28 protein-coding genes are annotated in these 26,236 nt (G+C 52.5%); 20 read left to right on the top strand and 8 right to left on the bottom strand.

Features of this window, described 5'->3' with window-relative positions; all coding sequences use genetic code 11:
* The first annotated feature begins 75 nt into the window (after window positions 1–75).
* From NI000_RS16665 to NI000_RS16645, 5 genes are all read left to right on the top strand, one after another.
* A complete protein-coding gene (locus NI000_RS16665; protein ID WP_253412402.1) occupies window positions 76–1,395 on the top strand; it encodes a c-type cytochrome in 1,320 nt (439 codons plus the stop codon).
* Window positions 1,392–2,414 (top strand): cytochrome c class I, encoded by a 1,023-nt coding sequence (locus tag NI000_RS16660; RefSeq protein WP_253412400.1) that lies wholly within the window; start codon window positions 1,392–1,394, stop codon window positions 2,412–2,414. The genes NI000_RS16665 and NI000_RS16660 overlap by 4 nt, the downstream gene beginning before the upstream one ends.
* A gap of 226 nt (window positions 2,415–2,640) precedes the next feature.
* Entirely contained in the window at window positions 2,641–4,155 is a 1,515-nt protein-coding gene (locus NI000_RS16655; protein WP_253412398.1) for a monooxygenase, read from the top strand.
* Window positions 4,156–4,231: 76 nt separating this feature from the next.
* Window positions 4,232–4,717: a MarR family transcriptional regulator gene (locus tag NI000_RS16650; RefSeq protein ID WP_253412397.1), complete on the top strand. Its 486-nt coding sequence runs from the start codon at window positions 4,232–4,234 to the stop codon at window positions 4,715–4,717.
* Window positions 4,718–4,773: 56 nt separating this feature from the next.
* On the top strand, window positions 4,774–5,334 hold the full coding sequence (locus NI000_RS16645) for a nitroreductase family protein (protein WP_253412395.1): 561 nt from the start codon (window positions 4,774–4,776) through the stop codon (window positions 5,332–5,334).
* A gap of 6 nt (window positions 5,335–5,340) precedes the next feature.
* Here the strand turns inward: NI000_RS16645 and NI000_RS16640 are convergent, their stop codons facing one another.
* Window positions 5,341–6,546, bottom strand: coding sequence for an MFS transporter (locus NI000_RS16640; protein WP_253412394.1), 1,206 nt, complete (start codon window positions 6,544–6,546; stop codon window positions 5,341–5,343).
* Between the two features lie 122 nt (window positions 6,547–6,668).
* Here NI000_RS16640 and NI000_RS16635 point away from each other — a divergent pair, with 122 nt between their 5' ends.
* Window positions 6,669–7,544: a LysR family transcriptional regulator gene (locus NI000_RS16635; RefSeq protein WP_253412392.1), complete on the top strand. Its 876-nt coding sequence runs from the start codon at window positions 6,669–6,671 to the stop codon at window positions 7,542–7,544.
* Between the two features lie 556 nt (window positions 7,545–8,100).
* Here the strand turns inward: NI000_RS16635 and NI000_RS16630 are convergent.
* Window positions 8,101–8,946, bottom strand: coding sequence for a hypothetical protein (locus NI000_RS16630; RefSeq protein WP_253412390.1), 846 nt, complete (start codon window positions 8,944–8,946; stop codon window positions 8,101–8,103).
* Between the two features lie 186 nt (window positions 8,947–9,132).
* Here NI000_RS16630 and NI000_RS16625 point away from each other — a divergent pair, with 186 nt between their 5' ends.
* On the top strand, window positions 9,133–9,663 hold the full coding sequence (locus tag NI000_RS16625) for a GNAT family N-acetyltransferase (protein ID WP_253412388.1): 531 nt from the start codon (window positions 9,133–9,135) through the stop codon (window positions 9,661–9,663).
* Window positions 9,664–9,682: 19 nt separating this feature from the next.
* Window positions 9,683–10,159, top strand: coding sequence for a DinB family protein (locus NI000_RS16620; protein WP_253412386.1), 477 nt, complete (start codon window positions 9,683–9,685; stop codon window positions 10,157–10,159).
* Between the two features lie 280 nt (window positions 10,160–10,439).
* Here the strand turns inward: NI000_RS16620 and NI000_RS16615 are convergent, their stop codons facing one another.
* Genes NI000_RS16615 through NI000_RS16605 form a run of 3 tightly spaced genes read right to left on the bottom strand, consistent with a single transcriptional unit; the run spans window position 10,440 to window position 12,223 of the window.
* Entirely contained in the window at window positions 10,440–10,748 is a 309-nt protein-coding gene (locus tag NI000_RS16615) for a hypothetical protein (RefSeq protein WP_253412384.1), read from the bottom strand.
* Window positions 10,745–11,605: an aminoglycoside phosphotransferase family protein gene (locus tag NI000_RS16610; protein WP_253412382.1), complete on the bottom strand. Its 861-nt coding sequence runs from the start codon at window positions 11,603–11,605 to the stop codon at window positions 10,745–10,747. The genes NI000_RS16615 and NI000_RS16610 overlap by 4 nt, the downstream gene beginning before the upstream one ends.
* Before the next feature lie 21 nt (window positions 11,606–11,626).
* A complete protein-coding gene (locus tag NI000_RS16605; RefSeq protein ID WP_253412380.1) occupies window positions 11,627–12,223 on the bottom strand; it encodes a TetR/AcrR family transcriptional regulator in 597 nt (198 codons plus the stop codon).
* A gap of 149 nt (window positions 12,224–12,372) precedes the next feature.
* On the opposite strand from NI000_RS16605, the gene NI000_RS16600 reads away from it, so the two are divergent.
* Window positions 12,373–13,782, top strand: a complete 1,410-nt coding sequence (locus NI000_RS16600; protein ID WP_253412378.1) for a cytochrome P450 — start codon at window positions 12,373–12,375, stop codon at window positions 13,780–13,782.
* A 3-nt stretch (window positions 13,783–13,785) separates the two neighbouring features.
* Here NI000_RS16600 and NI000_RS16595 read toward each other — a convergent pair whose 3' ends face one another.
* A complete protein-coding gene (locus NI000_RS16595; RefSeq protein ID WP_253412377.1) occupies window positions 13,786–14,490 on the bottom strand; it encodes a MerR family transcriptional regulator in 705 nt (234 codons plus the stop codon).
* A gap of 232 nt (window positions 14,491–14,722) precedes the next feature.
* On the opposite strand from NI000_RS16595, the gene NI000_RS36965 reads away from it, so the two are divergent.
* The 5 genes from NI000_RS36965 (at window position 14,723) to NI000_RS16570 (ending at window position 18,742) form a co-directional block, all read left to right on the top strand.
* Entirely contained in the window at window positions 14,723–16,162 is a 1,440-nt protein-coding gene (locus NI000_RS36965; RefSeq protein WP_253412375.1) for a stalk domain-containing protein, read from the top strand.
* A 130-nt stretch (window positions 16,163–16,292) separates the two neighbouring features.
* On the top strand, window positions 16,293–16,883 hold the full coding sequence (locus NI000_RS16585; RefSeq protein WP_253412373.1) for a hypothetical protein: 591 nt from the start codon (window positions 16,293–16,295) through the stop codon (window positions 16,881–16,883).
* 195 nt (window positions 16,884–17,078) lie between these two features.
* Window positions 17,079–17,504 (top strand): DMT family transporter, encoded by a 426-nt coding sequence (locus NI000_RS16580; protein WP_253412371.1) that lies wholly within the window; start codon window positions 17,079–17,081, stop codon window positions 17,502–17,504.
* Between the two features lie 30 nt (window positions 17,505–17,534).
* Window positions 17,535–18,263, top strand: a complete 729-nt coding sequence (locus tag NI000_RS16575) for a Crp/Fnr family transcriptional regulator (RefSeq protein WP_253412369.1) — start codon at window positions 17,535–17,537, stop codon at window positions 18,261–18,263.
* Window positions 18,260–18,742: a DMT family transporter gene (locus NI000_RS16570; protein WP_253412367.1), complete on the top strand. Its 483-nt coding sequence runs from the start codon at window positions 18,260–18,262 to the stop codon at window positions 18,740–18,742. The genes NI000_RS16575 and NI000_RS16570 overlap by 4 nt, the downstream gene beginning before the upstream one ends.
* Before the next feature lie 71 nt (window positions 18,743–18,813).
* Here NI000_RS16570 and NI000_RS16565 read toward each other — a convergent pair whose 3' ends face one another.
* Window positions 18,814–20,067, bottom strand: a complete 1,254-nt coding sequence (locus NI000_RS16565; RefSeq protein WP_253412620.1) for an MFS transporter — start codon at window positions 20,065–20,067, stop codon at window positions 18,814–18,816.
* A gap of 116 nt (window positions 20,068–20,183) precedes the next feature.
* Between NI000_RS16565 and NI000_RS16560 the strand changes: the two genes are divergently transcribed.
* Window positions 20,184–20,666 (top strand): hypothetical protein, encoded by a 483-nt coding sequence (locus NI000_RS16560; protein ID WP_253412365.1) that lies wholly within the window; start codon window positions 20,184–20,186, stop codon window positions 20,664–20,666.
* A gap of 433 nt (window positions 20,667–21,099) precedes the next feature.
* Here NI000_RS16560 and NI000_RS16555 read toward each other — a convergent pair whose 3' ends face one another.
* On the bottom strand, window positions 21,100–21,468 hold the full coding sequence (locus tag NI000_RS16555; RefSeq protein WP_253412363.1) for a DoxX family protein: 369 nt from the start codon (window positions 21,466–21,468) through the stop codon (window positions 21,100–21,102).
* 213 nt (window positions 21,469–21,681) lie between these two features.
* Between NI000_RS16555 and NI000_RS16550 the strand changes: the two genes are divergently transcribed.
* From NI000_RS16550 to NI000_RS16530, 5 genes are all read left to right on the top strand, one after another.
* Complete coding sequence (locus NI000_RS16550; RefSeq protein WP_253412361.1) at window positions 21,682–22,053, top strand: winged helix-turn-helix transcriptional regulator; 372 nt, start codon at window positions 21,682–21,684, stop codon at window positions 22,051–22,053.
* Window positions 22,054–22,305: 252 nt separating this feature from the next.
* Window positions 22,306–23,124, top strand: coding sequence for an electron transfer flavoprotein subunit beta/FixA family protein (locus NI000_RS16545; RefSeq protein ID WP_253412359.1), 819 nt, complete (start codon window positions 22,306–22,308; stop codon window positions 23,122–23,124).
* Window positions 23,121–24,395: an FAD-binding protein gene (locus NI000_RS16540; RefSeq protein WP_253412358.1), complete on the top strand. Its 1,275-nt coding sequence runs from the start codon at window positions 23,121–23,123 to the stop codon at window positions 24,393–24,395. The genes NI000_RS16545 and NI000_RS16540 overlap by 4 nt, the downstream gene beginning before the upstream one ends.
* Before the next feature lie 50 nt (window positions 24,396–24,445).
* Entirely contained in the window at window positions 24,446–24,679 is a 234-nt protein-coding gene (locus NI000_RS16535; RefSeq protein WP_010494739.1) for a phosphopantetheine-binding protein, read from the top strand.
* Between the two features lie 10 nt (window positions 24,680–24,689).
* The gene (locus NI000_RS16530; protein WP_253412356.1) at window positions 24,690–26,219 is read left to right on the top strand and encodes a class I adenylate-forming enzyme family protein; all 1,530 of its coding nucleotides are present in this window, start codon (window positions 24,690–24,692) and stop codon (window positions 26,217–26,219) included.
* Window positions 26,220–26,236 lie beyond the last annotated feature (17 nt).

The following is a 26,236-nucleotide window of genomic DNA, read 5'->3' as shown; positions in this document are numbered from 1 at the left end:
AAAACGACTTCTATACAATAATTCTTGTCGCTTGCGGCAAGGATTATTTTTTTTACGGAAAGGGAGTGCGGGAAGGTGGAATTTCCGACAATCGATTTCGGTTGGGTCGGCAACGGCAACCTGATCGGCATGATGGCGGTGCTGCACGTCATGATCAATCATGCCGTCGCCATCGGCGGGTCCGTTCTTATGGTCTCTATTGAGTATGCCGCTTTCAAAAGAGGTAACGAAAGGCTGGAGGCGTACGCCAGATGGCTGAGCAAGTGGATTCTGATCATCACGACGACGGCGGGAGCGATGACGGGAGTAGGCATTTGGTTCACAACGACCGTTATACTGCCCAATGCGATCGGCTCGCTGCTGCGTATTTTTCATTGGGCCTGGTTTACGGAATGGCTGGTGTTCGTATCGGAAGTCGTCTTGCTGCTGACGTATTTTTACACATGGGACCGCTGGAAGGGAGAGAAGAAAAAGCTGCATTTGCGGACCGGTTTCGCCTTGTGCATCATGTCCTGGTTTACGATGGTGATCATTACCGGCATTTTGGCCGCGCAGATCAATCCGGGCGATTGGGTCGAGACGCTGTCGTTTTGGAGCGCGTTCCTGAATACGACTTGGGTGCCTTCGACGTTGTTCCGCACCTTCGCTGCTATCACGCTGGGGGTTGCGGTATTGACGCCGCTGAACCGATGGTTTGTGAAAGACTCGCTTGACCGCCACATCGTCTTGAAGCTGTACGGCAAATGGCTCGTCGTTTCCGTGCCGCTGATGCTTGCATCCGGGTGGTGGTATTTAAAGACGCTGCCCGATCAAGCGCAAACGCTGGTCGTCTGGGCGTCGGGCATGAGCGACTTCACGTTCGCTTTTATCAACGTGCTCGGCCTGCTGCTCATGTTCGTGCTCGGCGTCATGCTGATGGATGGCCGAACGAAGTACCCGGTTGCGCTTACCGTATTTACGGCGGCATTCTCGCTGCTGCTGATTACCGAATTCGAGATCGTCCGGGAAAATATTCGCAAGCCGTATGTCATTTACAATTACATGTACGCCAACGGCGTGCTGAAAACGGATGTCGAGCGGTTCCGCAAGGATGGCGCGCTGGCGCAAGCGAAGCTTTCTCCGGTCCGGGAGGTGACCGAGGCGAACAAGCTCCAGGCCGGGGAAGAGCTGTTCCGCATGCAGTGCATCGCCTGTCACAGCATCGACGGTCCCCGGCGCAGCCGGGTGATGACGGAAAGGGCGAAGGGCTGGAGCGAGGAAGCGCTGGCGTCCTTCATCCCGCAGATGCACAATATTCGCCCGGTCATGCCGCCGTTTGCGGGAACGGACGAGGAGGTTAAGGCGCTGGCCGCCTATATTCACAAGATGGTTTCGGAGAGGAACGGTGCAGAGTGAACGCCTATTTAACCTCCAAATCGCCGGTGCCCAACGATCTGGGGCTGGCCATTCCGGGCGACCTGCCTTTTTTCGAAGTGCTGATGGTCGTCGGCTTTATTCTTCATATCATTTTCGTTAACATTCTGGTAGCCGGCTCCGTGTCCGCGGTGTACAACGAGCTGAAAGGCATCGTCCGCAAGGACACGGTTCTGGACCGTCTGGCGCAGCATATGGCGACGCACGTATCGATAGTCAAAAGCATCGCCGTTGTGCTCGGCATTGCGCCGCTGCTGATCATCAGCACCATGTACACCCAGTTTTTTTATCCGTCGACGATCCTGATCGGCAAAATGTGGCTGATGCTCATTCCGCTGCTGACCGTCGCGTTTCTGGCGCTGTACGTCTATAAATTCACATGGGAGCGCTGGCAGAAGCGCAAGGCGCTGCACCTTAGCTTCGGCCTATTCGGCACGCTGATCCTGCTGTTCGTTCCGCTGTTGTTCATCACGAACGTGACTTCGATGCTCCATCCAGAGCTGTGGGACCCGGAACGCGGTTTCTGGCGCTCGCTGTTCGCGTATCCGACCATCTGGCAGCGCTACCTTCACTTTATGGCGGCGAGCTTCACAATGCTCGGTCTGTTCCTGTACGGATGGGGGAGACGCACCGAGCGGAACGGCGCCGGACCGGTCACGGAGGCGGCCAAGCGTTACGGCAAAACGATGGCGGCGGGCTTCACGCTGCTTCAACTGCTTGCAGGACCGCTGCTGCTGCTTAGTATGGACGGACGCGTCCGCCATGCGTTTATGGGCGGCTCCGCGTTCCATACCGCGCTGCTCGCGGCAGTGGTGCTGCTGGCTATCGGCTTATGCTGGCTGCTGGTCCGCCTAGTCAGGCAGGACGGGCGCAGGTTGTTCGTCGCCACCGTTAGCGTGCTGCTGATCGTGCTGATGCTGATGAGCTGGGTCCGGCACGAGGTGAGGGAGATTTACTTGCAGCCGTATATGGAGGAATCGCCGCGCACCGTGCAAAAATAAGTTGGGGAAGGCTGCCGTGGAGGCGGCCTTACGTAATCGGAAAAGGGCCGATATAGGCCCTTTTCCATTACAACCTGTGAATGCCTGTAAAAATAAAGCAAAGCGGGGTTGTATATAATTGCCAATCTGCTATAATGATATTGTTACTTGCGAAACAAAACACCCATATTGTTTTGTTCGAAACAAAAAATCCGTAGCGGCAGTTGGAGAAAAGGAGAGGATACGAATGGATTATGAAGTGATCGTTGTCGGCGGAGGTCCGGTCGGCATGATATTGGCAGCGGAGCTGGCTTTGGCCGGAGTGAAGGTATGCGTGCTTGAGCGCTTGAAGGATACGACGCCATATTCCCGGGCGCTGACCCTTCATCCCCGCTCGCTTGAACTGTTCGATTTGCGCGGCTTGAAGTCGAAGCTGATGAGCATCGGAAAGCCGCTTCCAACGGGACATTTTGCGGCGCTGGATACCCGGTTGGATTTCTCGGTATTTGATTCTTCTTCCAATTACACGCTGTATATTTCGCAGCACGATACGGAGAAAGTGCTGGAGGAGTGGGCGCAAAGTGCTGGCGTGGAAATTCGACGGGAGGTAGAGGTCGTGTCGGTGCGCCAGGATGCGCAATGCGTAGAGGTCACTGCCGTCGGCGCGAAAGGGAAAGCCGTGTTGTCGGCCGCCTATGTTGTCGGCGCAGACGGGGCGGGAAGCCTTGTCCGCAAGCAGGCGGGCATTCCGTTCGAAGGTACGGACACGACCTTAACCGCGACGCTCGGAGACGTCGTACTGGCGTATCCTCCGGAAACGAACGGGTTTTCCCGCGTCACCGAGCACGGGCTGGTCATGATTGTCCCCGTGACGGACCGGCTTCATCGGGTCGTGATGATCGATCCCCTGAGGACGGGGGTGCCGAAGGAAGAACCGGTGACGCTGGAGGAGCTGAGTTCGGGGATGGAACGAATTCTCGGAAGCGACCTTGGCATCTCCGAGCCATTCTGGCTGTCCCGTTTCGGCAATGCGACACGTCAGGCGAAGCGTTACCGGGAAAGACGGATTTTCCTTGCGGGGGATGCGGCGCATATTCATTTCCCGGCCGGCGGACAGGGGCTGAACGTAGGGCTGCAGGAAGCGATGAATCTTGGCTGGAAGCTGGCGGCGGAGCTGAAGGGGCGGGCTCCCGATTGGCTTCTGGACAGTTACCATACGGAACGGTTCCCCGTGAATACGGCGCTGCTTCGCAATACGCAGGCGCAAACGCTGCTGATGGGATTTGACTTCTCGCCGAGAATGATGGGACTGCGCAGCATGCTGTCCGACTTGCTTCGCATCCCCGAAGCGAATAAGGAATTAGCGGCCCAGATCGCGGCGTTCGATGTCCGGTATGCGCCGGATGAGGATGCGTTGCCGCACGCGTTGAACGGGAGCCGCTTTACGGAATTGAAGCTGCGGCTGGACAGCGGTGCCGTTCTGAATGCTTATGAGCTGTTTCACTCCGGCCGCTTCGTCCTGCTTCATCTCGCTTCCGATGATCGGCTGAACGACGTCGTTCCTTGGGAGGAGTACGGTCATATCCAAGTTGTTCGCGCCTCGATCGCCGGAAACAGGAACGAAGCCGAATGGGACGACGTGCATACGGCGCTGATTCGCCCGGACGGACATATAGCGTGGGCGGTACCCCGATCAGAGCCGCAGCCGCTGGAAGCCGTCAAGCGGGGAATCGCCCGTTGGTGCGGGCGCCGTCCTATTTAACGAGCTTATTGTTTTGTTCGAAACAATCGGTGTATAATCAGAAGGAGATGATGTGTGAAGAGGAGACCTCAAACCGATGTCGAAAACCGAACTTAACAAGCAGTGGATTTTCAAGCTATTCGTAGAACTTATCACGCAGCAGGAGACGAGAGACGGCAAATTTACCGTCCGATTCGCAGAAGAGAAGCGGAAGGTGGAATCCGAGCTGGGCCAGAAGCTGGATCTCAATTTGTCCGAGATTCACCTGATCGCCTGCATTGGGGATCATGGGCCCATCAACGTGACGACGATTTCGGAGAAAACCGATTTGACGAAAGGGTCCGTCACGCGGATCACCCAAAGGCTATTAGCCTTGGATTTGATCAAAAAACAGCAGCTCCATGATAACAAGAAAGAGGTTTATTTTCGGTTAACGGCCAAAGGCCAGAAGCTGCATCTGATTCATGACCGCCTTCATCAGGATATCGAACAGCGGTTTATGCTCTTATTGGATAAATATACGCCGGAGCAATTGACCTTTGCCCGGGAGCTGCTGCAGGATTTGCTGGAATGGGATTACTGAGCGGTTAACAATTGACTGCCGGCCGTCTCATCGGCACGGAAAAGGAGACAGGCGCCATGAGCATTGCCCAAACGATCAGGGAGAGAAGAAGTATCCGGACGTTCAATCAGACTCCTGTTCCCCAGGAGCTGGTTCTGAAGCTGCTGAATGATGCGGTATGGGCGCCGAATCACGGCCTCCGGGAGCCTTGGCGGTTTATTTATGTGGGAAGCGCCGAGGGGAGGGACAAGCTGGCTGCCCTTACGCTCGAAGCCTCCGCCCACTTGAAACGGGTCAAGCTGCTGCCGTCCAAATTAAAAGAAATGATGAGAAAAAAGCTGGCCGAAATTCCGGCCAATCTGATCGTCGTCATGACGGAAGATAAAAACGAGCATAAAAGAGATGAAGATTTCGCCGCCGTCTGCTGTCTGATGCAAAATATGCAGCTGCTGGGATGGGAGCAGAAGCTCGGGATGATCTGGTCGACGGTTGAATTTATCCATTCCCCTGTGTTTCGCAGCGGACTGGGCGTCCGGGAAGGCGAACGGATCGTCGGCATCCTGCATATGGGGTATTTCGATAAAGTCCCCAAGCCGAAAACCCGCACGCCCGCAGAAGCTAAGCTTGTTGTATGGTAAGATCGTTCAAGAGGGGGAGAGCCCCCTCTTTTCTGTTTTCGGCTTCACCTGCGATGAGACCAGGATTGAGACCGTCAGCAAGGCGCAAATATAATAAACGAGACCGTTCCAGCCGAACCGGTTCAGAAAGAAGCCGCCCGACCAGCCGACCAAGCTCGATCCCGCATAATAAAACAACAAGTAAAAGGAAGAGGCCTGCGCTTTGAAATCTTTTACCGCCAATACGCCTACCCAGCCGCTCGCCACCGAATGACCGGCAAAAAAGCCGAACGCAACGACCGCAACCCCCAATACCTTGACAGCAAGAAGGCTGCTTAACGTCATCAGTGCGCCCAGAATAAAAATGGCAATCGCGAGGCCGATGATCCGTCTTCGGGAATAACGGTCCGCCAGCTTCCCGAACCAGATCGAACTCCATGTCCCTACCAGATTGACCACGAACAGGAAGCCGAAAATCGTTTGGCTGACATGATACGGCGCTTGCGTAAGCGGGTAACCGATATAGTTCAATACCGTGATGTAACCGCCCATCAGCAGAAAGCCCGTGATAAACATGGACAGCAGATTTTTATCGCCCAGACTCGCCCGCATCCCGGCAAGCCATTGCCGCACGGACGTTTTGCTTGGGGTAAAGTTGCCGGAGGCGGGGAGGTAGAACCAGAACCACAAACTAAGCAGCAAGCTGACGATCCCCATCATCAGCATGGCGAACTGCCAATTGAAGAGATCTGTTAATCCTCCGATAATAATCCGGCCTATGAAACCGCCTATGGCCGTTCCCGCTACATAGACCCCGATGACTCTCCCGATGGCCCGGGGAGAAAATTCCTCGTTCAAATAAGCCATGGCGATCGACGGAAAGCCTGCGATGCTGATGCCCTCCAGAAACCGGAATACGAGGAAAGCCTGAAAATCATGGATAAAGGCCGAAGCGATGGCGAATATCGAAGTGAGCAGCAGCGAGAGGCTCATGATTCCTTTACGCCCCCAGATATTGGAGACGACCGTGAAAAACAGCAAGCTCATACCCAAGGCGATCGTTGTTAACGAGATCGAAGTGCTGGCGGTGGTCGGCGAAACTTGATACTGCTGCGAAAATAAACTGATGAGCGGCTGCGGACTGTATAATATGGCAAACGTGACGATGCTCCCCAGCAGCATGCTGACCGAAGCCTTCCGATGCGCTCGGCTTCCGAGTTCGAGATAGTTCATCTTATGGCGCCTCCATCCGTTGAATTGACAATTTAAGTATAGGATTGACAAGAAGCACCGTCTAATGCATTGTTTTTATTATAACGATGTTGTTTGTGTAATGAGGAAACGGGGGGATCGGAATGGAATGGCAGCAGCTCGAGTATTTTCATACGGTTGCCCGCTTGCAGCATATGACCTTGGCGGCGCAGACGCTATGTATTACCCAGCCGGCCTTAAGCCGCTCGATTGCCCGGCTGGAGAAAGAGCTTGGCGTCCCGCTATTCGAGCGCAACGGCCGCGCGATTGTGCTCAATCGGTACGGCCGCCTGTTTTTGAACCGCGTCAACCGGATCATGAATGAATATCAGGAGGGCAAGCGGGAGCTGGAGGATTTGATTCATCCGGAGCATGGGGAGGTATCCTTGGGATTTCTTCATACGCTCGGCGTCCACTCGATTCCGGACGTCATCCGGTCCTTTCGCTCGGCCTACCCGCAGATTCATTTTCAGCTGCATCAAAACAGTACCCAGTTCCTTCTGGATCAGCTTTCGGCAGGGGGGATCGACCTCTGTATGGCCGCCCCGCAAGAAACGAAGCACATGCAATGGGCCTCGTTATGGAATGAAGAGTTGTTTGTTATCGTTCCTAAAGATCACCCGCTTGCCGCTTCCGAATCCGTCTTGTTGGAGGACATACGGAGCGAGCCATTGATTTCGTTCAAGAAAGGCTACGGACTGCGAAAAATTACCGACAAGCTGTTCGAGCAAGCCGGAATCGGTCCCGATATCCGGTTCGAAGGGGACGAAGTTCATACGATCGCCGGGCTCGTCGCGGCCGGGCTTGGCGTTGCCGTCATCCCTGACACGAAAGGAATCGAGCGTGCCAACCTTTCATTCCTGCGCGTACGTTGGCCCGAGTGCCGCCGGGTGATCGGCATCGGCTGGATCGAAGGACGGTATCTGTCGCCTGCGGCGGAGCGGTTCCGGGATTTTGTCATCGATTATTTCAGGAGTTGAGATCGCCGGCCTTCCGGCGGGTATCCGGCATTCTTCACAGCGATCTGCAACCCAACCGGAGGGCGAGCCTCCGGTTGGTGCGCGTCTGTCCGCGAGAACAGGTTACTGGCCGCAGCAGGCCACCAAGCCCGTTGCGTCGGATTCGTTGTCTAAATTTATTAATAGTTATTCGCTTGAGAACATGCATCCTCCTTAACTCACTCCTCGGCTTCGCGACTTCTGCGTACTGCATTTCCTATTTCGTTTCTATTTGCAAATCACTCATTCTACATCCAGTTCATGGCTTCTTGTGGAAACATTCCATTGTTCTTATGTCGGTGCTCGAAAAGGGGTTAGACATGAAGCGAGTCGCCTTACTATTTCCAGGTCAAGGGTCCCAATACGAAGGAATGGGCAAGGTTTGGTCCAAAAAATTTCAAAGCGCCGACCGGGAGAAGGCCAGAGCTAAAATTTTGGCCTATGAGTACGCTAACGGAAAGCCCTCTTGTTTCAGCCATTTTGGCAAAACAAGAGGGCGATTTTTTTTACGAGAAGAGTACAAAGTTTGCGTTAGGGGTTACTTTTTAAACGTAATGATCTGGACTAATGGTCTTGAATCGCCGGTCAAGGATACTTTGTTCCCTTTAGAGTCTCTTCCTGCCATCTGGGAAGAACCGCTGCCATCCAGAAAAATTCCTTTATACTTACTCGTGCCGTTGTCTGTTTCCGTAATTTTAAAGCGATCTTGGATTGCGGCCCTGAAAGTGCTTGCGGAAGTTGCATCATTCGTGACAATGAGGTATACGTCCTTTTCGTAGCCTACAATGGCTGACCTTTGGGCATCTCCGTTCGGATTCGGGAGTTTTTCTCCTTCGATTTTGGTTTTCCACTTCGAGTCACCCAGATTCATGGACACACCGCCCTGGGCCCACCACGGCTTGTTTTTGTTGGTGCCTGTGATTTTGTCGTAAAACTGCACCTTTTGCACGGAGAAGTTGTCTCCATTCCATACAAGCGTTCCCCGGGGGTCTGTGGTGCTCAGATTGCTTCGGCCGTCCGAGTATCCCGGCTTTTCGGATGCGGGAATCAGCGGCACCCCGTTTTCGATCGCGATGGAAAACGTCTTATTCTCGCCGTTCATCGGAAAATATCCGCCGTTGATTCCTTCATAGCCGGAGTTTTTCAGATTTTTTTTGTTGGCAAGGCTTTTGAATGTAATGTTGTCGGCTCGCGTTTGCATGATATGAAGCGTGATGCTTTTGCGCGGATTGGTTGAGTACGAATACGAATGGGTTGAGTACGTATACGATGCGCTTGCTGCGGCTTGAACCTCATCCTTGGCCATAACGCCTTGTCCCGTGAAAACGGCAGCCAGCAGCATCGCGGCACACGATAAAGAAAAACGGCGTTTTAATTTTTGCATAAAGAAAATCCCCCTACGTTTTGGATTTGAAGTGCGGTACTAAAAAGTACTTTACGACATGAACATCGATCTTTAAGGAATCAGGAAGATCTCGCAGAAAAACGACAATATCTTGCGCGAAAGTTGTCGAATGAAACCGGATCATCTGGTACAATATGGGTGAACCTGTAATTAGGAGTGAGAGAGTTGCCTGACGAAACAAATGCCTTGCAAGTACGGATCGAGCCTTGGGCGGAAGCTGATCTTGATCTGCTGTATCGTCTGAATACACGGGAGATGCTGGAGCATCTTGGAGGCCTGGAAACGGAGGAGCAGCTTCTCGCGCGCCACAAGCGGTACGTTGAGATCGGGCGGAAGGGGACCGGCCGCGTGTTCGGCATCTTCCTTCAGCCAAGTCTCGAGGCGGTCGGCAATATCGGGTACTGGGAGCGGAACTGGCAAGGAGAGACCGTGTACGAGACCGGATGGGGCGTTCTGCCGACATACCAGGGCAAAGGCATCGCGACCATGGCAGCCACGGCAGCCATTGCCAGTGCCAAGGCCGAACGGAAGCTCAGGTACATGCACGCTTTCCCGTCCGTCGATAACCCCCCATCCAACGCGATCTGCCGGAAGCTGGGCTTCCAGTTCATCGCCGAATGCAGCTTCGAATACCCGCCGGGGAACACCATGCGATGCAACGACTGGCGCTTGGACCTTAGCGAGAATAGTTCCTGAAATGGGGTGAATTCCAAAAGTGGAAGCGTTGATTGAGGAATACGGCCGCGGATATGGGATGCTGCAGGAAGCCGTCGAAGGATTGACGGAAGAGGAGCTTCGTTTCAAGCCGGCGCCGGACAAATGGAGCATCCATGAAATTCTCATTCATCTTGCCGATTCCGAGCTGGTCTCGACACAGCGGCTGAAAAAAGTGTTGGCGGAGGACGAGCCGCTTATTATGTCGTGGGAACAGGACGTGTGGGTGAAAAACCTCGGGTATGAGAAGCAGGACCGCGAGCAGCATCTGCTGCTGTTTCAAATGTTGCGTGCCCATATGCAGCCCGTGCTGGCCCAACTGACAGCCGAGCAATGCGAGCGGGTGGGGGTATTTGAAGACGGGGCGAGGTTCACCTTTCGCCAAATGCTGGAATACCGCGTCAAGCATGTCCGTATCCACCATGCGCAGATTGAGCGGGTGAAGGAGGCGTACCGGCAGAGCCGGGTAGGCTATTGAGAAAGTGGTCAAATGGATAATAGTGGTTACGTAGAGGTGGGGTATCCACTTCCGACCGCTGTTGTCATCGGGAAATCTTGATTGGAAGCCGCTTAACAGCGGACATTTCCCGAAGACAAAGGCGGCCGCTATCGCTTCTCCAGTGGATACCCCACCTCCGTATGCATCTCTATTTTTGTAAAAGCCCACTTTCTCAACAGCTCATCGGCAGAGCCGGGTATAAACTTTTTGAGGCCATCCCAACCACTGGGAATGGCCTCATGCTATTGTTTTCGCCAGATTATCCTTCCAGCACATCCGCGTCCAATTCGCCTGCAATCTCCATCATTTTGGGGATTACCGCTTCATTGGAGCCAGATACGTAGATATCCCCCTGGTAATGCCGGAAAGGGATCTTGCTTTCGCCGCAGCTCCACATAAAAAAATCTCCCTCAATGGACATGGTGGAAGCCCCTGTTACCGTAAATACCGAGGTATAGGCAAAGTCGGGTTTGGTCGAAAAATACTGTTTGCACTCCTCCAAAGAAATGCCTTGCTCCGAAGTTCCATTTTCTTTATATTCTCTTGTAATCCGATAACGTTTGATCATGGAAATCCTCCTATTTCGTTCTTCAAATATTTATTTCCGATGATGATGTCATTGACTCGCTGGATCGTCGTCCCGGTTCTGGGGACCTCGGCGGTTCTATGGAGCAGCAGCCATCGGAGACATGCAATCGCTTCGAACCTTAGCATTTCTTCTGTATCGAATTCACTGCCCGATAAATAGGCATTTTGGAATGCAGAGGCCAGCATTTCTCCATTGTAGATATGGATTAAAAAGCTTGACCAAGCCAAATCGTACCTGGCGTCCCCTAATTGCGCATTGGTCCAGTCGATGATGGTGTACTTTCCTTGATTGTCCAGGATGTTGCCCAAGTTAAAGTCGCCGTGAATCAGCTTGTTTCGTTTCAGTCCGGAGCTTGCAACCAACGGGAGCAGTTCGGCCCGAATGTCTTGATGCTCTTCAATTCCCGGATACAAATAAGGAATGAAATCGTATGTTTTAAGGAGCGCAGGGTCCAGCTCCTGAACCGATAATCGATGCAGACCCAGCAGCAAATCGGCGAAATCTTTTACGTGTCGGCTCGTGACCGCTGAAGGGGGGCTGCCATCGCAGCTCGTCAACAATACTTTATGCCTGGAAGGAGTGTATCCCCATCCATAAGACGTTGAGACGGAAATACCTCTGTGCCGAAGTGCAGCCAGCAGGCCATGTTGAAAATGCACATCCGGATTCGAAGCTTTGTTCCATATTTTTAACACAACGCAGTCCTTAGGGGAACAAAATTTCAACACGTTGGCTTCCAGTCCGGCCGGTATGGGGCTAACGGTTAGTTCTTGGTCCAGCAATTCGTCAACGAAGCTCGTTTTCTCGACCCAAATAACCTCGCTCAGGCGCTCCACATCTGACCTCCTTTTCTCACCCTAAACGCGATGTTCCGGGGATCTCCCGATGAAACCGAAATAAAAAAGCCGATTCAAATCTTGAAGCATGGATTCACTGGCTTGCTGCATAAACCCGGGCCGCGCCAAAGCCTCTTTAAACAGTTGGGTATACACCATTGCGGCTTCCATCGAAATACTCGGGTCAATATAGCCTTCCTTTTTTCCTTGATCAATCAATTTTTCGAAAAAAGGCAAGGTTTTGTTTTGATAAAACTGTTCCAGGTAGTCGCGGATCGCCGGATCGCCGGCCGTTGCTCGAATGAGGTTCACATTCAATTGGTTGGCGATTTCGCTGCGGTCGCACAAGATCAGATCCATTTTTTGCTGAAACGGCATCTCTGTCCCTAAAATGTCTTCGTACTTTTCCAGCGTCGTATCCATGTAATGAACGAATGTCATTCGGATAAGCTCATCCCGGCTCCCAAAATAATTATAGATGGTAACCGGAGAGACGTTTGCCTTTCTGGCGATATCGGCGATACTCAGCTTATCGAGCTCGTAAGTGAAAATTAAATCGAATGTCGTTTTGAGAATGAGTTCTTTCTTCTTTTCCGTACGAAGCCGGTACCCGTTCATGTGTTCACCTCGCAACTACTATACTAAATGATTTGTATCGAATCAATTTGTAAAAGGGAAAAAAAGGTTGAGCCAAAGCATTCTTTTGCATATTATGAATAATATGAATGAATTTTATTCAAAATATACAAAAAAAGAGGTGCTTAAAGATGAAACTCGTAAACGGTAGCGGACCTGTGGGCTTAAAGCCGGGCATACCGGGTCCGCGGTCGGTGTTGGGCTGGAAAATGAACATGCTGCGCTTTTTCCGCAGTCCGTTTGCTTACCAACTCTGGTTGTACGATACTTACGGCAAGCTGGTCGCCTTAAACCAAGGGGACAAACCTTCCGCCATTTTTGCCTTCGGGCCCGAGTATAACCATCAAATCGTTACGAATCCGGATTTCTTCGAGATCAGCTCCGGACTGGTCAAGATCCCGAAGCACACCGTCTTGGGGAAAATGTTTTATACGAACCTCATCCTTATGTCCGGTGAGAAGCATAAGCAGCATCGCCGTCTGATGCAGCCTGCCTTTCATCATGACCGGATCATGCAGTACGGAGCGGATATGATCCGGCTTACCGAACGTTTGACGGACGAATGGCAGGGGCGTGCCGAGATTGAACTCAATCAAGAAATGAAGAAATTGACGCAGCGGATTGCGGTGAAGACGTTGTTTGGATTGGCTAACGAAGAAGAGCTGGATGAGATGGGGACGCTGATTACGCAGATGACCAAGTCGATTCTATGGGTGACGCTCACACCGGTGAATCTGCCTTTTACACCGTATCGCCGGGCTTTGCGTATTGCCGAACGGTTGAACGCCCTGATCCGTTCCTTGATCGAGCGGAAAAGATCCGAGCCGAAGGCCGCCGATGTTCTTGCCTCTCTGATTCACGCTCACGATGAGGACGGCGCGAGGCTTACGGATGAAGAGTTGGTCGGGCACGCTTTCACTTTGTTTGTCGCAGGACATGAGACGACGGCCAATGCGCTGACGTGGACGATTTTTCTGCTGAGCCAGCACCCTGACATCATGTCCGACCTTCTGGAGGAACTGAACGGGGTGGTGGGGGAGGGCGAACTGAGTCTGGAAAAGCTGAATCAATTGCCTTTGCTCGAAGGCGTGGTGAAGGAAAGCTTGCGCTTGCTGCCGCCTGCGCCGATTGGAGCTAGGGTGACGACGGCTTCGTGTGAGCTGGGAGGGGTGACGGTACCGCCGAAAACGAATGTGTACTTTAGTCAGTTCATCACGCATCGGCTGCCCGAGCTCTATGAAGAGCCGAATCGCTTTATACCCGGGCGCTGGAGCGCGATCAAACGGACTCCTTATGAATTCCTGCCGTTTAGCGCAGGGCCGCACATGTGTATCGGCTGGGGCTTCGCCATGCAGGAGATGAAGGTGGTGCTGTCGATCCTTCTGCGGCGTTATCGATTTTCCGTTGTGCCCCACGCCAAAATTAGTCCGAATCTGGTCATGCGTCCTGTGAACGGAATGCCGATGCGCATCGTTCCCCAAGATGGCAAATTCGGACGGGAGCCGGTTCGAGGAACCATTCGGCAGCTCGTTGATTTGTAGATCTTATTGCAGCCCGAGCTCTTTACAAAGCTCGACCAATTGATGCACGCCATAGAACTGCTGGCGATTGCGCTGATGGATGCTTACCAGCGCATTTTCCGTGACCTTTTTCGCTTGTTCGATGCTTTGATGCTCCACGGCCTGGACGATTTCCTTCATATTCTCCAAAAAATAGACGGTCCGGCGCAGCGTGCGAATGAGCAAGATTTGGCGTACATGCATCGGCGTGAATATCCGGTAACCATTCTCGGGATCGCGTTCCGGCGAGATGAGTCCTTCTTTCTCCCAATGCCGGATGGCCGAATCCTGAACCCCTGTGAAAGCGGCGACTTCGCCAATGCCCATGTGGGTTTTCAGCTTTTTGTTCGCAGCGAGCGGGAGCTCCGGATTTTGCAGCAGCTCCAGCGTCTGGTCGGCAACGGTTTTTTCGTGATGCAGGTTCGCCTGCTCTTTGTTCACGAGCCAGAAGGCGGTGTCCACATCCCCGCTTTGAACGAGACGAAGCACTTGGCAGGTGAGCCCGACGCCAAAGGCGGGGAACATCGCGCGCAGGCAGCGAAAGTAAGCCAAATGCACCTTGGTATACAGGCGGTACCCGTTCGGAGCGCGGTCGGGTGCCGGAACGACGCCCCAAGACTCGTAATGCCGCAAGGCGCTCGTGCTAATGTGCAATTCTCTGGCAATCTCGATCGGCTTGTAATACCGCATCTCCAGGCCTCCTTCACGAACAAAGCAAAAGTAGATTTCTACTATATCAAAAGCGTCTCGCTTAAGCAAACCTTGAATTAAATACTTAAAGTTAATGATAAACTATATGATGAAGGTTAAAATCACGAGTATTTTTCTATTCCAAATATGTACAGGAATTTCGCCGTCGGCCGCGAATTTTAATTTCAGGAAATAACAACAATCAGGTGTAGACACATCGGAGGGAAAGCACGTGAAATCAAGCTTGTTCAACATGGCGGCATGCGCCGTGCTCCTGCTGACTCTCGGTACAGGTACGGCGTTTTCGGCGGCGGATAACGCGGTAGTCCATGAGCAGCGCAAGGTAAGCTACGACGGCAGTTATTACACGCTGGATCTGATCCGGGTGAACTTGAAGGACCCGACCATTCAGGTGAAGGCGGTCGCGGCGAACCGCAAAATAGGAAGCGTCCAAAATTTCGCCGAGATGATGTCGAATAACCATGCGGTTGCCGGGATCAACGGAACCTTTTTCGACGCGTTCACCGAGGATATTGATTACCGTACGCCTTACGGCGTGTTGATGAACAACAACGATCTGTTTTACAGCGGAGATAAGGATGTATCGATTACGGTCTCTGCCGATAAGGAAGCGCGGATCGAGCGGCTGGCGGTTGGCAGCAGCGTTCAGATGGGACGTTTTGCATCGCATTTAAACGCGGTCGATCAATACTACGGTGACGAGGAGCGGGAAGCTTGGGTTTTCACAAAGGATTACGGCGATGTAGCCGATGAGCCCGGGGTGAAGATCGTGATCGGCGAGGATCAGAAGGTCCGGTCGATTTCCAGCGAACCGGTTATGATTCCGCCTGGCGGCAAGGTCGTGCTGCTTTCCACGGACCGCAGTCTGGAGCAGGTGTCCGGCCAGATCAAGGTGGGCGACAAGTTCAGCATGAATCAGTCCGTGACGAATGCGGACTCGAAGCAAGCGATCCCTCTCCAACGATATCAGCTGGCGATTGGCGCCGGACCGAAGCTGCTGACGGGAGGAAATGTCGATATCGATTTTGAACGCGACGGGTTTAACGACCCGCTGGTGACGTCTCAAGCGAATGTGCGAAGCTTTGCGGGCGTTGACGGGCAAGGGCGTCTGGTGATGGGAACGATCTCGTACAGCACGATCGAACAGATGGCCCACGTGCTGCTTGAAGCAGGGATAACGGACGCCATCAACCTCGATGGCGGAGCGAGCTCCGCACTTTATTACCAAGGCAAAATGCTGCGGAAGCCGGGGCGGCTGCTCAGCAATGCGCTCATCGTACAGCAGAAGGAACAGCCGCAGGTTCAACTGAGTGTGAACGGGCAGTTGATTGCGCAGAAGACCGGTTACATCGATCGCGGGGTGACGATGGTGCCTTTTCGCGTGCTGTTGAACAGAATGAAAGCCGAGTACCTCTGGCATGCGGAAGACTCCAGTCTTCACATGACAAGCGGGACTACGAAGGTGGAGCTCAAGCCCGGCAGTTCGACGGCCATCGTGAACGGCCAGCCGATGACGCTGGACGCGGAGCCGAAAATGGTGGACGGACGCATATTCGTACCTTTGCGCTTTGTTGCGGAGTCCTTGGGAGCCAAGGTGCAGTGGGACGACGTGCTGTACCGGGCCGAAGTGACGCTGCCGGAAGTCCGATAATGGTTTAACGTTAAATTAACCGCGTTGTTAAAAATTGAAAAATTAGGAACATTCGTTCTATAATTAAGATGACAAGCGAAGCAGCCCGCAATAAATCGTGCCAGTACAACATAAAGGAGTCGGATACCCAATGAATGAACCGGACTGGAAAGAAGTAGAGGAAAGGCTTTACCAAGAGAGCGTTTCCGCCATAAAGCAGTTTTCGGCTGAGCATGCAAACGAAGAAATCTGTTATTTCGCCTTTGATTCCGAGCCGTACTATAGTTACGTGCTCCTATGCTTTGACACGACAGAGAACTCGGTTATGGAGGCGAAACGTTCTGCCGAGAGGGCGTTGAACTTTACCGCTCAATCCATCGAGAAAGGCATGAATTGGCAAATGGCCAATTCGTACATGACCAGTGCCAATTTGCTGCCATTTACCAATAATACCGGCGATTTTAAATATCAGGGCTACACGCAGGTAGACTTTAAGGGCTGGCAGGAATTTGCAGAAAGCGACGCATATCCGAAGGGATATTCGGAAGATCAGGATTATTTGGAAGGCAATCTGTCTATTATCTTCTGGAAAGTGATTGACCGGCTGATCCAAGAGAAACATTTTTCCGTTCTGAAAATGGCCTCTCCGTTTTTCGTAGGTTACGGGTTTCACGATCAGGATCAGGTGCTGCTCAGAATTATCAATTGGGGCAATGAAGAGGGAATCGCAGAACACAACTGAGACATGAATGTCCCAGTTCATATGATGGCAAATATTTTTAGTATAACTCTAAGACCTTCAAGCCCTTGAAGGTCTCTTTTGTGTTGTCGGGCCACAGCTCGGCGACAACTTGCCAATTCAGGACATATGTCCTTTCCCAATCCTTCGATCTGTCATTTAATAATGGAAAAATGTATAGTTGGGGAGAGGGAAGACATGCGGGGGAGTTTATTTGCGTTTTTAGGCGGGGGCTTTATTACCCTGCAAGGAGTAGCCAACTCCCGGATTAGTCAAGACATCGGCACATGGCAAGCGGCGACGCTCACCCAGTTCACCGGATTCATTGCGGCGCTGCTGATCCTGATCTTTATGCGCGACGGGAGTTTACAGGGGTTCAAGCAAGTGAAGCCGCTGTATTTGACCGGCGGCGCATTCGGGGCGGTCGTTATTTTCAGCAACGTCACAGCGATACATCAGATCGGCGTTACTTTGACGATTGCGGTTTTGCTGATTGCGCAGCTAGGTCTGACCTTCATCATTGACTGCAAAGGATGGTTCGGCGTGGCGAAGCAGAAGACGGGGCTGCCGCAGTTCATCGGGATCGCGATGATGATCGTCGGTGTGGTCATCCTAAAATTTTGATTGCTGCAAGTTGAGGCTGGAGGCCGGAGCATGAAGGAAATTCAAGATCGTGAGCAATTGAATCATTATTTGCGGGCATTTCAGCTCGAATCCGTATTTCACGAGCCGTTGCTGCCGCATTTGTCGCTGTACGGCTTCGAGCAGGGGGATCTCATCTGCACCCAAGGCCAAGCTCCAGAGTATCTGTACGTGCTTGTGAACGGGAAGATCAAGATCTATACTACCTCGTCGGAAGGCAAAACGCTCGTTCTCTCTTTCAAGACGCCGCTTGAGGTGATCGGAGACGTCGAATACGTGCGCGGGACGCCCATTCTCAATACGGTCGAGGCCGTATCGTCCGTCTGTATGATCGGCATCCATTACCGTTGGCTGCACAAATACGGTAGAGATCATGCGCCGCTGCTGCAGTTTTTGCTGGAAATCATTACGCAGAAGTTTTACATCAAATCCAACTCGCTTAGCTTCAATCTGATGCATCCGGTGGAAGTGCGTTTGGCCAGCTATCTATTGTCCGTCACCTCCGACGAATCCGACTCTCGACTGGAAGGGCAGCAAAGCGCGGTCAGTCTGTCGGACGCAGCGAATTTCATCGGAACAAGCTACAGACATTTGAACCGGGTCATCCGGCAGTTCTGCATCAAAGGTCTCGTTGAGCGTGATAAAGGGGTTATCGTGGTGAAAGACAGGAATGGATTAAGCGCGCTGGCAGGTCATAATATATACGAGCACAATCGGGGAAAAGGGGGAACGCGATTATGATGGTAGGGCTATCCTTGTCGCTTATTGCAGGCTCGCTGGTCGGGCTGCAAAATATTTTCAACAGCAAGGTGAACGAGCGCGCGAGCTCTTGGGCTACGACGACATTGGTGTTGGGATTGGGCTTTCTGGCTTCGCTGACGCTCGGTCTCATCGTGGAGGGAAAGCATTTATTTGCCCCGCATCCGATGCAGACCTGGTACTGGTTTAGCGGCTTGATCGGCGTAGGGGTGGTCACCTGTCTGGTGCAGGGGATAAGGCTGCTTGGTCCTACGTTTGCCGTCTCGATCGTTATGGCGGCGCAGCTCGGGTTTGCATTGCTGTGGGACTCGATGGGATGGCTCGGTCTGGACAAGGTTCCTTTTACGTTCAGCAAGCTGATCGGGGTACTGATCATCGTCGGCGGCATCATTGTGTTTAAATTGGGCGGTAAACGTGGGACGCCGCGGGAGACGTCCAAGATGCCCGCGGGCCGTTTTTGACAAGAAGCTCTCGCGGCGCCTTGCCGGAAACAGACCTTTGCCGAATGCGAAGGTCTGTTTTTTGCGTTGCATCACTCCGCCGCCTCCGGCTGCTCCACATGCATTCGAAATAACTGAATATATAGCGCGATACTGATGCATGCAAGCACCAAAATAATACTAAATATTCCCATAGGCGGCACCCAACTGGACAGGAAAACCGTCATCGGCGCCAGAAATCTCCCGATCGTCGCCTGCAAGCTGTCGGCTGCCATGTACTGTCCTCTTGCATGATCGGGGGCATAGCGGCTAATAAAGCTCTGGGTGACCGGAGAGCGTACAATTTCACCAAAGGTGAAGATGATCGTTATGAAAAACAAAAACCATATATTGGTGCCCAGTCCAAGGGAAAATGTGCCCAAGCCGGACAACAGCGACGATAGAATGAACACATTGCGCTCTTGCCAATGGCGGAACCATTTCGTCACAGGAAGAACAAACAAGACGAACAAAAGACCGTTTAACCCCAGCAACCAGCCAAAGATATCCGTGCTGGACAGCACAAGGGAGCCGTCGTTCCATGTGAACAGAGGCTGAGCAGGGACCTCGTAGATTACATATACGGCCAAATACAGATCCAATTGCATGATGGGGATCAGGGCAAAAATGCCCGCCAAAATATAAACCAGGAACACTTTGTCGCGAAAAATAATGCCGTATCCCTTCAACTGTTCCTTGAATACGCGGGTAATCGGAATGGAGCTTTCCGGGCTACTTTTCGCCGAGTGCGGCAGCGTTTCATGAACGATGAAATACATTGCAATGAAATACAGCAGCAAGACCAAGGCGCAGGTCCACAACAGCTCATGTCGGTAATGGAAGAAGAAGACGGCTCCCAGCGCAGGTCCGAGCACTGCACCAATGTTATTGGCCGTCACGAACGTTGCGAAGATTTGACGCCGGTTTTGCGCGGGCACCAGATCGGCCACCATAGCGGAGCTTGCAGGCCTGTAGATGGCTCCGCCCAGTCCAATGCCGATAAACGCGATATAATCCGTCCAATGGGACGACGACGTCGCAAATAAAGCAAACATCACCGTCTGAAGCGAAGCGCCCAGCAACATCACGGGACGCCGTCCTACCCGGTCGGCTAAAGCTCCTCCGAGCAGGCTTCCTAGGATGCTGAATATAGGAGGGATGGACATCAAAATGCCGGCGATATGGCTGCCTAATGCCGCACCAAAATAGACCGTGATAAACGGATAGTACATCCAAAACAGCAGGTTAAACAGCCCTTCGCCGATCAACCGGACTTTCAAATTGGGATTCCATAAACGGATTTGCACAAGACCTTTCCTTTCCACAACGATACTGGTTAAGTTCCCGGCCGGGTATACAAACTATAGAACGATATCCAGAAAAAGTATAGACTTATAATTACGAATGGTTTATACTAATAATAATGAAAATCGAATACGCCGATTTTTATTTTAACTGCTTCAAAAATCGAACATTTGTTCTGAAATGTAAAGACGCTTCCATCGGGAGCGTCTTTTTTGGTGCAGTTGCATTAGGGGAGCAATATGTTAAAATTATCCTTATTCGGCATGAGCATGCACGAAGGGGGAGCGTGAATGACGGCGGGAGTCTGGGACTTTATTTTCATGTTCCGGGCTGTCGCTGCCTTTGTTTATGTCATGAACGAGGCGAGGTGATCCGGCGCGTGCGGAGCATTCCGGCAAATCCATTGACCAGAATGAGCGTGAATTACCAGCTGATTTTGCTGTTTCTGCTCATGGTTAGTCCTGTTTTTATGCTGCAATGGTACGGAAATATGAAGGCCATGCCCCCATTTTCAGAAATTCGCTCAAACCCTTGTCACATAAGGCTCTACGCCTTGGCTTTCCTTAACTTTCACACCCTAAAAAATCACCAAAGCTTCTGAACCAACGCCCCGTTGACTGGTCTCTTTTAATAGAAACGTGAGGTGTGTTGGTCACATTTTTGGTCACACTTTTCTTTCCTGGGCGCCGCGGTGCACTCGAACGTTGAAACATAAAAATCAAAAAGCCATGTCCTACAAGGCTTTCTTCTGCACAGAACCACAGCTCTCCACTGGCAGCGATGAGGTCGAGGACGGCAATCGCTCTGTGCTCACCAAAACATCATTGTTGGAACCAGCACTGGGGTAGACCGGATGGACGGAACGAAGACGAGTTAGCTTAATAAAGCAGCGGCAATCTAGGACGTAATTTTCCAGTCCAAGGCTGCCGCTGCTTTCGATTTTCGAGTCATTCTAATACTTATATCGATAGAAGGGCGCAAACTCGGTTGATTTAAGGCCAATATGAACCATCGTCAAGTCCGCGTTTATCGAATTACGACTGCATCCACTTTAAACGGCCAATCGCAACAAATAGGGCAAATGCTAAGAAAATGATGTTCACGACAATTTCTCTATATTCGCCGCGCATCATATGGAATACGGCACCGAAAAGAACGATGGCAGCAAGTCCGGCCGCGGCAATCGGCACCAAAATAGGGACGATTTTTGTAGCTTGAGGCAAAATTAAACCTATTGCTCCAAGCAATTCCGCTAAACCAATAAAGAAAACGAGATCTTTTGGAACATCACTCACCCATGTCCAGGACGATTTTGCTACTTCATACTGAAACGCCTTCAACCAACCGGAATATATAAATCCTAATGCTAATATCCCTTGTGCGATCCATAAAACGACATTCATGAATTACGCCAACTCCTTATCACTTTCATCTATTGATATCCCAACCTAACGAACGATAATCCATACTGTTTTTTCTTCAATCGCCTCCTCTTGTGTCTATTGAGCTCTAGGTGCATAATAATCCATAGCAATCACTTTAGGAAGTAGTTACTTAAAATAAACGTAGTATACAAAAATAAACCTAAGGCGAGTAGAGAAGTGGAGGGTATATTCATGTCTACCTTTTGTAAATTCGAGACGGCGTTGGAGATCCTAGTCGGGAAATGGAAGCCAGTTATTCTGCTTCGCCTTTTTTCAAACGGAACCATGAGATTTAGCGAGCTTCAAAAAGCGATACCGGAGATAACCAAAAAAATGCTGACCCAACAATTACGGGAGTTGGAGTATCACGATATTGTTCATCGTGAGATCTATCACCAAATTCCCCCCAAGGTGGAATACTCCATCACAGAATACGGTAAAGGTATGGCAAGCGTTTTGCAGGCATTAAATGATTGGGGAGTAGCTCATGTCGAGCATTTAAATGAGTTATACGGTACGAATCATTCAGTAGAACCGCACAGAAGTGATGCAATGGATAAATAGATTACGCGAACGGGTAACGTTAGTTGAATAAAGCAGCGGTAGTCTGGAACTTTATTTTCGTGTTCTGAGCTACCGCTTTCCTTTTTCTCAAGGGTCAGTCTAAAATTTGTCGCCTTGAACGGTCGGGCGGCTTCGTTTCGTTTGCAGAATGTTAACAAAGTTTGTGAAATTCATCACTACCAAAATTAACCAAAGAATATATAATATGTATCACGGGCCCAGATATTGAAGCATTCGGGAAGGAGGCTTTCGGTGAACATTGCAGTCTGCGTCAAACAAGTGATGCTGCACGATATGGCGGACGAAAGCGAAGAAACAGGCGGCACAAGCCGGGAAGTGAGCCAGTTGGTGAATAACGCGAACGATTACTATGCCGTGGAAGAAGCGCTGAAATGGAAGGACCGGTACGGAGGGACTGTGACGTGCCTGTCGATGGGACCGGAAAAATGCCAAGAGCAGCTTCGCGACATCGCCGCCTTGGGCGTCGATCGGATCGTCCTGCTCTCGGGCCGTGATTTCGCGGGGGCGGATACGTTGGCCACTTCGTATACGCTGGCGGCAGGGATTCGCAAATTAGGCGGCTTCGAGCTTGTACTGACCGGCGAGCAGTCGCTCGACGGAGAGACCGGCCAGGTCGGCCCGAGTCTGGCAGAGCAGTTCGGCATCGTTCATGTGGCGAACGTAAGCGAAATATGCTCCGCGCATGACGACCGGGAAATGGTGGTCAAACGGGAGCTGGAGGATCGCGAAATCACGATCAAGCTGCCTTTGCCTGCGCTGCTGTGCATCCGCAAGCATATCAACCAACCGCGGATTCCATCGGTTGTGGGCCTCATGAAGGCAAAGACCACGCAAATCACGGTTTGGGGTCCGGATGATCTGGGGATTGAGCCGGGACGGGTCGGTCTAAGCGGATCGCCTACCCGGGTCGTCGGCGTATACCACCCGGCCGGAAAGGAGAGGGTGGTTAACGGGGAAATCGTCCGCTATGCGGACAACCGGCAATGCGCAGCCCGCATTTTGTCCAAAATCGGGGCCTGCGACGACAAAGGAACAGGAGTTTTCACATGAGCCAAATTCGCATTCTTCAATCCAATTGCATCGGATGCGGAACCTGTGTGCAGCTTTGTCCATTTGAAGCATTGAGCTTGGCGGAAGGTCAGGCGCATGTCGACCACGACCGGTGCGTCGTATGCGGCTCCTGCGTGCCGGTATGCCCGGCGGATGCGATTGTCGACGATTCCTTGCCGGATGGCTTTATGCCCGGAGATTCCATGGTCGAGTGGTCCATACCGGACGAACCGGACGTAAAGCGTATCGTTAAAAGTAACGAAGCGTCGTCGTTTAGCGGCATTTGCGTCTATGCGGAGCATACCGACGGAGCGCTCGTTCCTTCGGTGGCGGAGGTGATCGGGGCTGCGAGGCAATTGACCGAAGGAACGGGGCTGCCCGTATCGGCTGTCCTCCTCGGCAGCGAGGTCGGCCATTTAACCGGTGAGCTGCTGGAGCTTGGCGTCGATGAGGTATGGCTGGTCGACAACCCGAATCTTCAGCCCTATGCGGAGGACGCGGAAGCCCGCTGCATGAGCGAGCTGCTGGCCGAGCTGAAGCCGGCCATCGTACTCGGAAGCGGCACCCGGCGAGGCCGCTCCGTCTTCCCGAGAGTTGCCGCACGGCTGAATACCGGATTGTGCGCCGACTGCATCAGCCTGTCGCTCGATCAGGACACGGGCAACCTGGTTGTCACGAGACCCGCCTACGGGGGAAGCATCGTCGCAAAAATTGTCATTCCGCACCAAAGACCGCAAATGGCGACGATTAAGGAGCACGTGTTCCGGCCGGCCTCGAAAGTAAGCGCGCCCAGCGGAACCGTAAGGGATATGAGCTCGCAGATTCGAGTGTCCAAGACGGTGCTTGAAATTTTGGAAGTCGTGAAGGGGCGAGCGGACCCCGCTAATCTGCTGCAGGCCGATACGATCGTCGCGGTAGGGCGGGGGATCAAGAAGGCGGAGAACCTGCCACTCATCTACGAATTTGCCGGAGCGATAGGGGCGAGCGTGGGAGCTACCCGGGCCGCCGTCGATCTGGGTTGGATGCACCCTTCCCATCAGATCGGCCAAACCGGAAGCATCGTGAAGCCCCGCGTCTATTTTGCCTGCGGGATTTCTGGGGCGCTCCAGCATACGGTGGGGATGGAGGAGGCGGAAACGATCGTTGCGATCAACTCCGATCCGAATGCGCCGATTTTCGATCTGGCCACCTACGGGATCGTAGGCGATCTGTTGGAAGTGATCCCGGCATTTATGGAGACGTTGAAAGCGGAAAAGCAGCAAATGATATGAACAAGGAAACCGGATTGCAACTTTATGGAAAAGTGCGGGAGGCGCAGACGATGACGGTACGAGAACAAATTTCCGATTATATTCGCGAGCTGACCCATGAGCCTGTAACTGATCCTTCGCTGAATCTGTTCGAAGCAGGCTTGCTGACCTCGCTGGATGTGCTGGATCTGATTTCTTTTCTGGAAGAAACGTTTCGCGTGAGCATTTCCGAGGATGACGTGAACATGGAAAGCCTCGGAACGATGAACGGTGTCGTGTCGCTGGTCGAACGGTTAAGGGCATGAAGGTAGCCGTATGCTGATTCCCGACATGTTGTCCAAGGCTGCGGCAGACGATCCGCAGAAGGAAGCGTTTATCGAGAAGCACAGGCGGTTGACCTTTCGGGAAGCCGACGAGGCTTCGACCCGGCTCGCGCGATTTCTGCTCTCTCAAGGCATTCGCAAAGGCGACCGGCTGGGCATTTTTTCAGCCAAATGCATCGAAGAAATCATCGTCATCCTGGCGGCAATGAAGATGGGGGCGATCTTCGTCCATATCAATCCCCATGCCAAAAGCGAGCAACTGCGTCATATCGTCATGGATTGCGGGATGCGGGCGCTGTTCGTTCATGACAGCAGAATCGGCGTTCTGAACCAAGCCGGTCTGGAAGAAAGCAGCATCGAGCTGATCGTAAGATTATCTCAGGCGCAGGCGCAGCGCAGAGACCGGTCGGAATACGAACATGATTATGCGCTGGAAGACATTTTGCAGTGTGCGGATTTCGCGGGCAGCCTTCAGGCAGAAGTGCATGCAGACGATCCGGCAGCGATTCTGTACACCTCAGGCTCCACTGGAAAGCCGAAGGGCATTGTGGTGACGCACCGTATTTTTAGCGAGGCGACGGTCACCTCCGCGCAGGTTCTGGAAAACCGGGCGGCCGACCGCCTGATCAGCGTGACCCCGTTTTCGTTCGACGGCGCGCTCAGTCAATTGTTCACCATGCTGTATGTAGGCGGAACCTTGGTTTTGCAAGAATCTCTTTTCCCTCATGATATCGTGGAAACGATGCTTCGCGAGCAGATTACCGGCTTCCACGGCGTACCGTCGCTTTGGAGGATGCTCCTCCAAAAACACTCTCCCTTGGCGAAGCACCAATACCCTCACCTCAGATACATCTCGATTATCGGCGAACCTTTTCCCCATGACGAGCTAATGAAATTAAAGGCTCTGCTGAAGCAGACGAAATTTTATATGATGTACGGCATGACGGAGGCTTTTCGTTCCACGTGCCTGCTTCCCGAAGAGTTCGAACGCAAAATCCCGTCGGTGGGCAAGCCTTTGCCCGGCGTGGACATTACCGTCGAAGATGAGGACGGCCGCTTGTGCGGTCCGGGCGAGACCGGCGAAATCGTGCACCGGGGCGCATTCGTGTCTCCGGGCTACTGGAACAATCCGGTGAAGACGAACGAAGTGTTCCGGGGCGGAGCGCTGCATACGGGTGACCTCGGAAAGCTGGACGAGGAAGGCTACCTGTATTTTGTCGGACGCAAAGATAAAATGCTGAAATCGCAAGGCTTCCGGTTCAGTCCGGAGGAAGTGGAGGAGCGCTTGTGCCAGATGCCCGGCGTGACCGAGGCTGCGGTGATCAGCAGGCACGATCCGGGCAAAGGCGGCAGCTTGAAGGCGCTGGTCGTCACGGAAGAGGGGGTTACTCTGACGGAAAAGGAGGTCATCCGCTACTGCAAAACAGTTCTGCCCTATTACATGATTCCCGACACTGTCCATTTTCGCGAGCCGCTGCCCAAGACCGCCAATCTCAAAATCAATCGGTCCGAATTAAGCTAATTCAGAAAGGGGAACCC

The sequence above is a fragment of the Paenibacillus tyrphae genome (assembly GCF_024158745.1).
In the GTDB taxonomy this organism is placed as follows: Bacteria; Bacillota; Bacilli; order Paenibacillales; family NBRC-103111; genus Paenibacillus_G; species Paenibacillus_G tyrfis_A.
This window is presented reverse-complemented; position numbering and strand designations above follow the sequence as displayed.